Source organism: Nocardiopsis sp. NPDC055824, from assembly GCF_053616335.1.
In genome coordinates, this window is the sequence record NZ_JBSHDN010000191.1 from 1 (window position 1) to 12,097 (window position 12,097).

Here is a 12,097-nt window from a genome sequence, read left to right on the forward strand (position 1 = left end):
GCCCCCGGCCCCCGGCCGGGTGTCCGCGACGTCACTTCCGGGGGCTCCGCCCCCGGAGCGCCCTCAGCGCCGGTCGAGGATCAGGCTCATCGCCTCGGACCGGGTGCGGTCGCTGCTGCGGAAGATCCCCCGCACCGCGGAGGTGACGGTCTGGGCCCCGGGCTTGCGCACCCCGCGCATCGTCATGCACAGGTGCTCGGCCTCGACCACGACGATCACGCCGCGGGGCTGGAGGTGGTCCATGATCGCGTCCGCGACCTGGCCGGTGAGCCGCTCCTGGACCTGCGGGCGGCGCGCGTACACGTCCACCAGCCGGGCGAGCTTGCTCAGGCCCGTGATGCGGCCGTCGGCGCCCGGGATGTAGCCCACGTGCGCGACCCCGTAGAACGGCACCAGGTGGTGCTCGCACGTGGAGTAGAGCTCGATGTCCTTGACCAGGACCAGTTCCTCGTGGTCGGCCTCGAAGACCGTGGTGAGCACGTCGCCCGGCTTCTGGCCGAGCCCCGCGTACTGCTCCTCGTAGGCGCGCGCCACCCGCTCCGGGGTCTTGACCAGGCCGTCGCGGTCCGGGTCCTCGCCGATCGCGATGAGGATCTCCCTCACCGCGCGCTCGATGCGCGGACGGTCCACCGGTCTGGGCGGCAGTTCGCCGGCTCCGCTCACGCGTCGCCTCCCTCGGTGCCGGTGGAGGGGGCTTCGGGCAGGCGGCCGTTGGCGGACGGGGTCTGCACCTCCGCCCCGTTGAGGACCGCCAGCTCCTTCTTGGAGCGCACCGGGGGCCGCTCGGAGGGCTGGCGCTTGCCGTAGCCGGTGTAGGAGCCCCGCGACGGGCGCTCGGTCACCGGGGCGAAGATCTCCAGCACCTGGGTCTTGGTGAGGGTCTCCTTCTCCAGCAGGGCCACGACCAGGTCGTCCAGGACGTCCCGGTACTCGACGAGGACCTCGTAGGCCTCGTCGTGCGCGGACTCGATGAGGCGGCGCACCTCCTCGTCGATGATGGAGGCGATCTCCTCGGAGTACTCGCGGGCGTGCGACATCTCCCGGCCCAGGAAGGGCTCGGTGTTGCCGGAGCCGAACTTGCGCGCGCCGAGGCGCTCGCTCATGCCGTACTCGGTGACCATGTTGCGGGCCAGGTTGGTGGCCTTGTCGATGTCGTTGCCCGCGCCGGTGGTGGGCTCGTGGAAGACGAGCTCCTCCGCGGCGCGTCCGCCGAGCATCATGGCGAGCTGGTCCATCATCTGGGAGCGCGAGGTGAGGAACTTGTCCTCGGTCGGCACCGACATCGTGTACCCGAGGGCACGGCCGCGCGGCAGGATCGTGATCTTGTGCACCGGGTCCGAGTTGGGCAGCGCGTGGCCCACCAGGGCGTGGCCGCCCTCGTGGTAGGCGATGATCTTCTTCTCCTGGTCGGACATGACCCGGGTCTTGCGCTCCGGACCGGCCATGACGCGCTCGATGGCCTCCTCCAGGACCGCGTGGGTGATGACCGTGCTGTCCGCGCGGGCGGACAGCAGCGCGCCCTCGTTGATGACGTTGGCCAGGTCGGCGCCGGTCATCCCGGCGGTCTGGCGGGCGATGACGTTGAAGTCGACGTCGTCGGCCAGCGGCTTGCCCTTGGAGTGGACCTTGAGGATGTCGCGGCGGCCGTCCATGTCGGGGCGGTCGACGACGATCTGCCGGTCGAAGCGCCCCGGGCGGAGCAGCGCCGGGTCGAGGATGTCCGGGCGGTTCGTGGCGGCGATCAGGATGACGCCGCCCTTGACGTCGAAGCCGTCCATCTCGACCAGCATCTGGTTGAGGGTCTGCTCGCGCTCGTCGTGGCCGCCGCCCATGCCCGCGCCGCGGTGGCGGCCGACGGCGTCGATCTCGTCGATGAAGATGATGGCGGGAGCGTTGGCCTTGGCCTGCTCGAACAGGTCGCGCACACGGGAGGCGCCGACACCGACGAACATCTCCACGAAGTCCGAGCCGGAGATGGAGTAGAACGGGACCCCGGCCTCGCCCGCGACGGCGCGGGCCAGCAGGGTCTTACCGGTTCCGGGCGGGCCGAACAGGAGCACGCCCTTGGGGATCTTGGCGCCCATCGCCTGGAACTTGGACGGGTTCTGGAGGAACTCCTTGATCTCGTGGAGCTCCTCGATCGCCTCGTCCGCGCCGGCGACGTCGGAGAAGGTGTTCTTGGGCGTGTCCTTGGTGATGAGCTTGGCCTTGGACTTGCCGAAGTTCATGACCCGGGAGCCGCCGCCCTGCATCTGGCTGAAGATGAACCAGAAGATGACGATGATGATGATCAGCGGCAGCAGGCTGAACAGGGCGGTGGTCCACACGGAGGTCGTGGCGACCGTGACCTCGTAGGACTCGAGGCTGCTGCCCTCGGTCTCCAGGGACTCCTGGAGCATGTCCGCCAGTTGGAGGCCCTGCCCCTCCACCCAGTACGCCTCGTAGATCTCGTCGTCGGTCGTGGTCAGCACGATGCGCTGGTCGCGGTCGACGATCTCGGCGTTGTCGACCTCGTCCCGCTCGATGAGCTGGTAGACGGTCGAGGTGTCGGTCTCCGTGGGCTGTGGTCCGCCACCGACGTCGAAGACGCGGAAACCGATGATGAGCATGAGGCCGACGGCCAGGACCCAGATCCACGGGCCGCGGAAAAAACGCTTCAGATTCATGTGAGCGGAACCCTGTCGGGTCCGTCCCTCCTGACCAGGCCGCCCGCCCCAGAGGACTATCCGAAGCAGGACCAAACGGACACGTGGCTCCCCGCGAGAACGCCGGGACCTTCGACGGTACACCGCACCCCACCGGGCGGGAGCACCGCTCGGCAAGCCGGACGCGGGGTCGTCATGAGAGCAACGACGGCACCCCGCCCGGTTGTTCCCGTGAGCGTTCCCACCGCCGCGCGGGGGCCGCGCGGCGGCGTTCCCGGGGGGCTACTCCTCGTAGACGTGCGGGGCGAGAGTGCCGATGAACGGCAGGTTGCGGTACTTCTCCGCGTAGTCGAGGCCGTAGCCGACGATGAACTCGTTGGGCAGGTCGAAGCCGATGTACTTGACGTCGAGGTCGACGTCGAAGGCCAGCGGCTTGCGGACCATGGTGCAGACCTCGACCGAGCTGGGCCCGCGCGACTTGAGGTTCCCCACCAGCCAGGAGAGCGTCAGGCCCGAGTCGATGACGTCCTCGACGATCAGGACGTCGCGGTCCTTGATGTCGGTCTCCAGGTCCTTGAGGATCCGCACCACACCGGAGGAGGTCGTCCCCGCGCCGTAGGAGGACACCGCCATCCAGTCCATGGAGACGGGGCTGTGCAGCACCCGGGCCAGGTCGGCCATCACCATGACCGCGCCCTTGAGCACTCCGACGATCAGCAGGTCCCTGCCCGCGTAGTCCGCGTCGATCCGCGCACCGAGCTCCGCCAGGCGCGCGTTGATCTCTTCCTCGGTGACCAGGACCTTCTCCAGGTCCCGACCCATGTCCTTAGCGTCCACGCTCACTGTCCTCGCTGCTGGGTTCCCCGTTTGCGGCAACCAGGATAAACGTGCCGAACACGGGTACGGCCCCCGACCGGCGGCCCCCGGTCCCCTCGGCGTCCGCGCAGGTCGGACATGCCGGGCAGGCGGGGAGGGTTCAGGGGGCTCCGGCCTCGAACCGGATACGGCCCGCGGCGCGCCGCCCCCTGATGCCCCCGGGCAGGTCGATGTGGGCCTGGCCACGCCAGTCGACGACCAGGCGGTCCAGTTCGCGCACGTGCCGGGCGGTCAGCGCGCTCGCGGAGCAGCCGGCCGCCAGTGCGGCGCGGCGCAGCACGCGCGTGCGCAGCGCGTCGGGGGCCGCCTCCAGCGGGGCCACCGCCAGCTCCGGCCCGACCGGGGCCGCGGGGACCGGCGGGAGGCAGGCGGGCGTCTCGGCCGCCTGCGCGTACAGCGCGTCGGCGAAGGAGTCCAGGGTGTCGGCGTCGGCCCGCAGCAGCGCCGCCGTACGGGCGAGGGCCGCGGCGATCCCCGGCCCCAGCGTCCTCTCCAGGGCGGGCAGCGCGTCGTGGCGCACCCTCGACCGGGCGAAGCGGGGGTCCAGGTTGTGCGGGTCCTCCCAGGGGTCCAGGCCCATGAGGGCGCACGCCTCGCGGACCGTGGCGCGGTCCAGGTCGAGGAGGGGGCGCGCGTAGCCGCGGGTGCGCGGCGCCATTCCGGCCAGGGAGCGGGCCCCCGACCCCCGCGCCAGCCCCAGCAGGACCGTCTCCGCCTGGTCGTCGAGGGTGTGGCCGAGCAGCACCACCGCGGGGGCGTGCGCGGCGGCGGCGCCCTCCAGGGCGTCGTAGCGGGCACGGCGCGCGGCGGCCTCCGGCCCCCCGTCCGCGCCCACCTCCACCCTCCTGGACAGGACCGGGTCGAGCCCGAGCCCGCGCAGGACGCGGGCGACCGCCTCCGCCCGCGCCGCGGACCCCTCCTGGAGCCCGTGGTCGACGGTGACCGCGCCCGCGGCCCTCCCCGACCTCGGCGCCTCGAAGGCCACCGCCCCCGCCAGTGCCAGGGAGTCGGCACCGCCGCTGCACGCCACCAGCGCCGTGGCGCCGGAGGGCAGGGCGGACAGCGCCCGCCGGACCGCCGAGCGCACCGCGGCCACGGCGGGGGGCGGCCCGCTCACTCGGTGATGGCGGCGGGGCGGACGACCCGGGCGACCCACGTGTGCGGGTTCCGGATCTCCTCCAGGGTGGGGAGGGTCTCGGGCGAGGTCCACACCTTGTTGAACTCCGCCATGCCGACGTCGGCCACGACGGCGCGGACGAAGGCGGCGCCCTCCTCGTACTGGCGCATCTTCATGTCCATGCCCAGCAGCTGCCGCATGATCCGGTCGAGGGGGTTGACGGACTCGCGGCGCTTCTGGAAGCGGGCGCGGATGGTGGCGACGGTCGGCACCACCTCGGGTCCGACGGCGTCCATCACGTAGTCGCCGTGCCCCTCGGCCAGGCTCATGACCGCGGTGACGCGGTCCATGATCTCGCTCTGCTCCGGGCTCTGGATCGCGGTGATGAGGCTGGTCTCCCCGCCCCCGCGGACGGCGTCAGCGACGGCCTCGCCGGCCGCGCGCAGCCGGTCGATGAGGTCGCCCGCGTTCATGTCGGACGACAGCAGGAGCTCCTGCATGAGCCCCTGGACGTGCCCGCGCAGCCACGGCGTGGCCGTGAACTGCATGCGGTGGGTCTCCTCGTGCAGGCACACCCACAGCCGGAAGTCCCGGGGGTCGACGTCCATCTCGCGTTCGGCGTTGACGATGTTGGGCGCCACCAGGGTCAGACGGCCGGTCGACACGGCGCCGTCGGGGCCCGGTGGCAGGAAGAGCTCGTACTGGCCGAGGACCTTCCCCGCCAGGTAGGAGAGCATCGCTCCCAGCTGCATCCCGGTGATCCGGGACCCGACCGCGCTGGTCAGGTTCCCGGCGGGGCTGTTGTTGAGCCGGTCGGCGCCCATTTGCTCGAGTACGGGTTCGATGACCACTCGAAACCCGTCGACGTTGGCTCGGATCCAGCCGGGGCGGTCCACGACGGCCGCGGGTCCCGCTGGTTCGAGGGGGTTCATTCCGGTGAAGTCGCGCACGTGCCCGGCCGCCACGGTGGAGAGCTCGCGCAACTGCGCCACGGCCTGCCGTGCGTCGGAGAGGTCCACCTGCGGCCCAGGCCGCACGAGGCGAACACCGGTGTTGACGGCTACGTCCCAGTCGATCACAGTCACACCGCCAGCCTACCCACGCAGCGGCGGAGGGCACGGGGATCAGGGTCGGAATTCCGGGTGCCCCCAGGGATACCCCTGAGACCGGCCGAATCGCCCCTCCGCTCCGGGCGCCCGGAGCGGAGGGGCGGCAGCGGTCAGGAGCAGCCGCAGCGGCTGAGCGCCGCGGGCAGCGAGTCGAGCTGGTAGCCGCTCGCCGCCGGGTTGTTGGCCATGAAGGCGAAGACGAACACGTTGCCCTCGCGGTCGTGGACCGTTCCGGCGAGGGTGGCCACCCCGTTGAGCGTGCCCGTCTTGCCGCGCACCAGGCCCGCGGCGTCGTGGGCGGAGGAGCCCTCGGTGTAGCGCCCGGCCAGGGTGCCGGTGGCGTGGGCGGTCGGCAGCCCGGTCACCGCCGCGCCCAGGTCGGGGCGTTCGCCGCTCGCGACCAGCTCCAGGAGTTCGACCAGGGCGCGCGGCGTGATGCGGTTGCGGGTGCTGAGGCCGCTGTTGTCCGTCAGGGAGACGCCCTCGACGCCCAGCCCGGACACGATCCGCTCGGTGGCCGCCGTGGCGCCGTCGAAGGTGGGCTCCTCCCCCGTTTCGATCGCGGTGATCCGGCCCATGGACTCGGCCAGGATGTTGTCGCTGGCGAGCATCATGAACTCCACCAGGGAGGCCATCGGCGCCGACTCCACCGACGCCACGGGCTCGCCCGAGGCGGTGGCCTCCGACGGCTCGCCCTCGACCTCGACGCCCGCCCGCTCCAGCTGCTCGGCGAACGCCCGCGCAGCGTGCAGGGACGGCTCCGTCGTGCGCGAGCCGTAACCGCTGGCCTCCGGGGAGACCCGGCCGGAGTCGAGCATCAGTGCGGTGACCGGGGCCGCGTTGCCCTCGGGGACGTAGTTGGGCTTCCAGCCCTCCGGGGTCCCGGGGCCGGCGAACAGCGAGTCGTCGTAGCCCAGGGAGACGGCGTCGACGCCCTCCGCCGCCAGCGCCTCGGCCGTGCGCGCCGCGAGCTCCTCCAGTGTGGCTACCTGCGGGTAAGCTGCGGAGTCGGCGGTCGCGGTCAGGGTCGTGTCGCCCCCTCCGCGCAGCACCACCCGGTTCGCGCCGGTGTCGAGGTACGCCTCGGTGCGCAGCACGTGATCGGGGCCGACGGTGTCCAGGACGGCGACGGCCGTGGCGATCTTGGTCGTCGAAGCGGGGGTCACGGGCGTGTCCGCGTCACTCTCGAAGAGCGTCTCACCGGTCGTTCCGTCGACGACGTAACCGGAGAGGCCCTCCTCGAGCCCCGGGGACGACATGGGATCATCAAGGATGTCCGCGATCCGTTCCGGGTCCGCCGGAGTCGAGGCCGCGGGTTCCGCCGCCGCCACGCCCTCGGCGTTCGTGACCGGGTTGGGCACTGCGGGAAGCGGCCGAGCCTCGATCACGTCGAGGGCTACGAACCCGGCAATCAGCACGAATATGTTGAGCAGGGCCAGTGCGAGGAGCCCCTCGCCTCGTACCCGTCGCACCCGGGGCACCTGCCCTTCCTTCGGTGTCGCGGCCTGACGTTGTTGTTATACGGCGACATTAGTCGCATTGGGAGCCGAGATCAGCATGGAATTCGACGTTACGATCGAGATCCCCAAGGGGGAGCGCAACAAGTACGAGGTGGACCACGAGACCGGTCGTATCCGCCTCGACCGCATGCTGTTCACCTCCACCACCTACCCCGCGGACTACGGCTTCGTCGAGGGAACCCTCGGCGAGGACGGCGACCCCTTGGACGCCCTCGTCCTGCTCAAGGCCCCGACCTTCCCGGGCTGCCTGATCAGGGCCCGCGCCATCGGCATGTTCCGGATGCGCGACGAGGCCGGTGGTGACGACAAGCTGCTCTGCGTTCCGGCGACGGACCCGCGCCAGGAGCACCTTCGTGACATTCACCACGTCAACGAGTTCGAGCGCCTGGAGATCGAGCACTTCTTCACGGTGTACAAGGACCTGGAGCCCGGCAAGTCCGTCGAGGGGGCCAGCTGGGTGGGCCGCCACGAGGCCGAGCAGGAGATCGTGGCCTCCGTGAAGCGCGCGGAGGAGGCGGGGGCGCACGGCGACAGCTCGCACATCTCCGACACCGAGGGCGACAAGTAGGCGTCGCCGACGCGTGGTCCGGCTGTGCCGGCGGAGGGCCGGTGGGGACGTTCCCACCGGCCCTCCGCCGTCGGGGCACGCCGGTGCCGTCGGGACCGGCGGCCCCCCTGTATCCATGAAACCCCGGTTCGCCCCGCCCCGGTAGGGGCTGTGGACGGCCGGCGTCATCTCCGGCTCTGCGGGATCGCCTCCCCCGGGGCGGATTCGGGGGCGTGGTCCCGGGCGAGCACGAAACCGGCGAACGCGACCAGGAGCAGGGCGCACACGACCGCCAGCGCGACGGGGGCCAGGGCCACCACCCCCCGCAGCCGGAGGGGGCCGTCGGGCCGCACCGGGAACCCGTTCCGGTCGAAGTGGTCGGCGCGCGCGGCCACGTGGGCCCGGTACCCGTCGAGCTCGGGCCCGCTCATCCCGTTGAGCACCCGGACCGGCACCAGCGCGGTCCTCTCGGGCATGGACATCCCGACCGGCGCGGCCGTCCGCAGGCCGGACGCGAGCCGCCTGGCGCACTCCGCCTCCGCCAGGGCGTGCAGCCATTCCCCCAGCTGCTCGGGCTCCTCCAGCCGGCCGATGTGCGCCCGGGCGGCGATCAGCGTGTCCCTGAGCACCACGTGCGCGGCGTCGCGGTCGCGCAGGACCAGGATGCAGCGCCGGTAGAGCTCCTCCCCGTAGGCGTCGAGCAGCCTCGCGTAGGCGTCGGCCCGCGGTATGCGACTGGAGCGCAGGGCGTGGAGGAGATCCTGGTCCGTCATAGACCAAGAATCTACGCGGCGCGGCGGGCGGCACATCCCCCTTTGTCGAAAGACGTGCCGTACCTGCACTCCGCCCGTCGAACCGAAGGAACCGGTGCGCGCGGGCCCCTCAGTCCGCGTCCCGGGGACCCCGGGGCTCCGGGGGGCGGGGGGCTCCGCCGGGGGGCCGGGAGGACCTCTGGTGGCGCGCGCGCAGCCACAGCAGCACGAAGGTCAGCGCGGTCAGCGCGGCGACCAGGACGGCCGCGCCCGGTCCGAGGAAGCCGAGCGCCATCACCGCGGCGGCCGCGACGACGAGCGCGCGCACGAGCACACGCGCCCACAGCCCCGGGGTCTCGGGGTTCAACTGTGCCTTCTGGGGAGGTATGCCATAACGGCCGCTCCTGTCACTACGGCTGGGGGATGGTGCCCGCTCCGGCGGTGTTCGCACGCCGTACTCGGGCTCCACATGTCACCACCGCGCAGCGCCACCCGCAACACACCCGGCGCTCCTCCGGGGTGAGGTGGCCGACACGCGCGATTCCCGACGATGGCTTGACTCCTCCCGGACTTTGCTGGTGTCCTTGCACCTATGTATCCGCGCACCCGCACCGACGCCACGGCTCGCACGGCCCCCGGGGCCCCCTGCCACCTGGCCTGTGCGGCGTGTCCGTGTTGTCGTCGCTGAGCCGATTCTGAGGCGTCTCCGTACGCCGTCGCTCGACCGCGTGCCCCTCCGATCCGACCACCTCGGCGTGTGGTCCGGACACGGGGCGCATCCCGCAGGGTGATTCCCGTCTCCACGCGTAGGCGCGGAGACCTCGCACCTGCCGCCCGGCCCGCCGGGACCCACCGACGACATCCGCGCGTTCCCGACACACGGGCGCGCACACGGGAAAGATCCTCTCACGATGCCCCAGCGCACTCTCGACCCCACCGCCGTTCTCCCGTCCTCCGAGGCCCCGCCGTCCGCCGTGTCGGCGCCGGCCGCCCGCCGCCCCTCCGACACCCCGTCCCCGGCCCCCGGGCCGGTCTCGCTGGAGGGGATCGGCGACGTGGTGGACGCCGGACGTCCTTCCGGCTATGCCCACCTGGGCGAACGACGTCTGCCGACCCTGGGCCGGCTGGTGGCGGCCGCCCGCGGCGCCGCGACCTCGCTGCGCCGACCCACCCTGTGGCCGACCCGGCGGGGGCACTGGCAGCCGGCGCCCCGCGCCGCCCGCCGCCACGCGAGCGGCCGGCTGCGGGTGACCACCGTGGCCCTCGAACCCAACAGCTTCGTGTCCGGCCCCGCCGACCACCCCGCGCGTCCGCACGGCATGGAGGTCCTCTACCTGGTCAGCGGTCGCGCCCATCTGATCGCGTCGGCCCCCGACGGTCAGATGCGCTCGGCCTCGGAACTGGCCGAGGGCCGGGCCCGCGTGGTCGGCGCACCCGTGGGAGGGGCCGCGCGGGGACACCACTTCCTGGTGAACACCGGGGACGAGGTGGCCGTGGTGGTCCGGGTGACCGCCTGATCGCCCGCGCGCGGCGGCCGCCGTCCCGTGTCCGGGGCGTCCGCGCCCGGACAACGCCCCCGTGCGCGGTCCCGCGTCGGGGCGCTCACACATCCGCGCCCCGTTCTCCGGTGGCCGAGCGGAGCGCCGCGTCGACCGCCTCGACCGACCGCAGGACCCCCGCCATGCGCTGCCCCTCCGCGAGGTAGGCGTTCATCACCTGGTCGAGCGCGTGCGGGGGCAGGTGGTCGCGGAGGTCGACCCGTGCGGTCCGGTACCCCTCCCGGGCGGCCTCCAGCGCCGCGGAGACGTACTGGCGGGCCAGCCGGGAGAGGGCTACGGGATGACGACGCAGGACCCCGTGCAGCCGGTAGTCGGCGGGCACGTGGTCGAACAGCCACACGAGGGCGGTCTGCTCGAAGGAGTCCGACCCGGGCGGGTGAACACTCGCGGGCCAGTCCGGCGTCAGCGGCTGATCGGGCATGCCGACCAGCATACCCTTTGATCGAAAATATGTTCGATTCGACGGCGGGTCAGTCGGCGGTCCCCGTCGTCTCCGACGAGTCCTCCTTGGCGGCCTCCCGCCTCTCGAACTCCACCCTGATGGCCTGCTCCGCCGCGTCGACCGCGGCTCTGGCGGTGATCGCGTTCGTGTGCGCGCGGTCGAGCTCCTCCAACAGGATGCAGTCGAAGGAAACCCGTGCGTCGTGGATGGCTGCTTCCAGCTGACGTGATGCCTCTTCCAAACTCATGCCCTTCCCCTCCCCAGAAGAAGGCCCCCGCACACACGCGCCCCACCGGCACCGCCCCTCCCACCCCCTCCCCGACTGTCGCAGAGCCGCTCTACGATGGAACATCGCCGCTGCTCACAGCAGTGCCGACCATCCGGCCGAGAGGAATCCATGCGCAACCGCTACCCCGGGACATGCACCACCTGCCAGGTCGCCGTCGGTACCGGCGAGGGGATCGTCCTCAAGGGGGACGGCCGCTGGCTCACCTACTGCGCCGAGCACGAGCCGCGCCCCGTCCCGCCCTCCCGGGGCGCGCACCCCGGCTGGCACACCACCCCCCTGCTCGGCTTCGACTCCGAGACCTCCTCCCGCGACCCCGACACCGCCTTCCTGGTGTCGGCCGCCCTCGTGGACCGCGAGGGCAGGGCCCGCACCTGGCTGGTGAGCCCCGGCGAGCGGGAGATCCCGGCGGGAGCGGTGGCGGTCCACGGGATCAGCACCGAACGGGCCCGCGCCGAGGGACGACCGGCCGCCGAGTGCCTGGAGGAGATCGCCGGGGCCCTGGCCGACCAGCTCTCCGCCGGCCAGGGCCTCGTGGTCTTCAACGCCCCCTACGACCTGCGGGTCCTCTCCTGCGAACTGCGACGGTACGGCCTGGCCTCCCTGGAGGAGCGCCTGGGCGGGCCTCCCGCCCCCGTGGTGGACCCGCTCGTGATCGACCGCGGGGTGGAGCCCTACCGCAAGGGCAAGCGCAACCTGGGCGCCATGTGCGAGTACTACGGGGTGGAGCTGACCGATGCCCACACGGCCCGGGGCGACGCCTCCGCCGCACTGGCCCTGGCCGAGGAGATCGGCGCCCGCCACCCCGGGCTCGCCTCGGCGGACCTCGCCGAGCTGCACCGGCGCCAGGTCGACTGGGCCCTCTCCTACGCCCGCAACCGCCAGGCGTGGATGGACAGCAACAAGCCCGACCACGGGACCGTGGTGGACGGCACCTGGCCCTGAGGGCCCTCCCCGCGGCCCGTGATGTGCGGAACCCCGGCGAACGGGTAGGCCACCCCCACAGAACGCACATCCTCAGGAGGCGACATGGTCTACCTCATCCTGGTACTGCTGGCGATCTGGCTGATCCTCACCATCATCGGCGTGGTGATCAAGGGGCTGGTCTGGCTCGCCGTCATCGGCGCGATCCTGTTCGTCGCCACCGCCGTGTGGGGGTGGCTCCAGAACCGGCAGCGCGCCTGAGGTCCGGGCCGGGAGGGACCGCGAGGCGGCGACCGCGGGGGCGCGGGCCTGACCGCGCC

At 72.4% G+C, this 12,097-nt stretch carries 14 protein-coding genes; 4 read left to right on the forward strand and 10 right to left on the reverse strand.

Going from position 1 to position 12,097, the window contains the following annotated elements:
* Positions 1 to 63: 63 nt before the first annotated feature.
* The 6 genes from folE to dacB form a co-directional block, all read right to left on the reverse strand.
* Complete coding sequence (folE, locus tag ACWGL3_RS26445) at positions 64 to 663, reverse strand: GTP cyclohydrolase I FolE (RefSeq protein ID WP_267946862.1); 600 nt, start codon at positions 661 to 663, stop codon at positions 64 to 66.
* A complete protein-coding gene (gene ftsH / locus ACWGL3_RS26450) occupies positions 660 to 2,666 on the reverse strand; it encodes an ATP-dependent zinc metalloprotease FtsH (RefSeq protein WP_267946863.1) in 2,007 nt (668 codons plus the stop codon). Before ftsH ends, folE begins: the two co-directional genes overlap by 4 nt.
* A 261-nt stretch (positions 2,667 to 2,927) precedes the next feature.
* A complete protein-coding gene (hpt, locus tag ACWGL3_RS26455) occupies positions 2,928 to 3,482 on the reverse strand; it encodes a hypoxanthine phosphoribosyltransferase (protein WP_267946864.1) in 555 nt (184 codons plus the stop codon).
* Between the two features lie 139 nt (positions 3,483 to 3,621).
* The gene (gene tilS / locus ACWGL3_RS26460; protein WP_267946865.1) at positions 3,622 to 4,638 is read right to left on the reverse strand and encodes a tRNA lysidine(34) synthetase TilS; all 1,017 of its coding nucleotides are present in this window, start codon (positions 4,636 to 4,638) and stop codon (positions 3,622 to 3,624) included.
* Positions 4,635 to 5,717 (reverse strand): zinc-dependent metalloprotease, encoded by a 1,083-nt coding sequence (locus ACWGL3_RS26465; RefSeq protein ID WP_267950543.1) that lies wholly within the window; start codon positions 5,715 to 5,717, stop codon positions 4,635 to 4,637. Before ACWGL3_RS26465 ends, tilS begins: the two co-directional genes overlap by 4 nt.
* Before the next feature lie 140 nt (positions 5,718 to 5,857).
* Positions 5,858 to 7,228 (reverse strand): D-alanyl-D-alanine carboxypeptidase/D-alanyl-D-alanine endopeptidase, encoded by a 1,371-nt coding sequence (gene dacB / locus ACWGL3_RS26470; protein ID WP_267946866.1) that lies wholly within the window; start codon positions 7,226 to 7,228, stop codon positions 5,858 to 5,860.
* A gap of 76 nt (positions 7,229 to 7,304) precedes the next feature.
* Between dacB and ACWGL3_RS26475 the strand changes: the two genes are divergently transcribed.
* The gene (locus ACWGL3_RS26475; RefSeq protein WP_267946867.1) at positions 7,305 to 7,835 is read left to right on the forward strand and encodes an inorganic diphosphatase; all 531 of its coding nucleotides are present in this window, start codon (positions 7,305 to 7,307) and stop codon (positions 7,833 to 7,835) included.
* A 164-nt stretch (positions 7,836 to 7,999) separates the two neighbouring features.
* On the opposite strand, the gene ACWGL3_RS26480 is transcribed toward ACWGL3_RS26475, so the two are convergent.
* Both ACWGL3_RS26480 and ACWGL3_RS26485 read right to left on the reverse strand, forming a co-directional pair.
* Positions 8,000 to 8,587 (reverse strand): RNA polymerase sigma factor, encoded by a 588-nt coding sequence (locus ACWGL3_RS26480; protein ID WP_267946868.1) that lies wholly within the window; start codon positions 8,585 to 8,587, stop codon positions 8,000 to 8,002.
* A 109-nt stretch (positions 8,588 to 8,696) separates the two neighbouring features.
* Positions 8,697 to 8,933 carry a hypothetical protein gene (locus ACWGL3_RS26485; RefSeq protein WP_267946869.1) on the reverse strand — a complete coding sequence of 79 codons (237 nt, stop codon included), beginning with the start codon at positions 8,931 to 8,933 and terminating at the stop codon, positions 8,697 to 8,699.
* 544 nt (positions 8,934 to 9,477) lie between these two features.
* Between ACWGL3_RS26485 and ACWGL3_RS26490 the strand changes: the two genes are divergently transcribed.
* The gene (locus ACWGL3_RS26490; protein WP_267946870.1) at positions 9,478 to 10,083 is read left to right on the forward strand and encodes a cupin domain-containing protein; all 606 of its coding nucleotides are present in this window, start codon (positions 9,478 to 9,480) and stop codon (positions 10,081 to 10,083) included.
* An 85-nt stretch (positions 10,084 to 10,168) separates the two neighbouring features.
* Here the strand turns inward: ACWGL3_RS26490 and ACWGL3_RS26495 are convergent, their stop codons facing one another.
* The gene (locus ACWGL3_RS26495; RefSeq protein WP_267946871.1) at positions 10,169 to 10,558 is read right to left on the reverse strand and encodes a hypothetical protein; all 390 of its coding nucleotides are present in this window, start codon (positions 10,556 to 10,558) and stop codon (positions 10,169 to 10,171) included.
* Between the two features lie 37 nt (positions 10,559 to 10,595).
* Entirely contained in the window at positions 10,596 to 10,814 is a 219-nt protein-coding gene (locus tag ACWGL3_RS26500) for a hypothetical protein (RefSeq protein ID WP_267946872.1), read from the reverse strand.
* Positions 10,815 to 10,964: 150 nt separating this feature from the next.
* Between ACWGL3_RS26500 and ACWGL3_RS26505 the strand changes: the two genes are divergently transcribed.
* Together ACWGL3_RS26505 and ACWGL3_RS26510 are read left to right on the forward strand one after the other, a co-directional pair.
* Complete coding sequence (locus ACWGL3_RS26505) at positions 10,965 to 11,798, forward strand: exonuclease domain-containing protein (protein ID WP_267946873.1); 834 nt, start codon at positions 10,965 to 10,967, stop codon at positions 11,796 to 11,798.
* A gap of 84 nt (positions 11,799 to 11,882) precedes the next feature.
* Positions 11,883 to 12,038, forward strand: coding sequence for a hypothetical protein (locus tag ACWGL3_RS26510; RefSeq protein ID WP_267946874.1), 156 nt, complete (start codon positions 11,883 to 11,885; stop codon positions 12,036 to 12,038).
* The last annotated feature ends 59 nt before the right edge of the window (positions 12,039 to 12,097 follow it).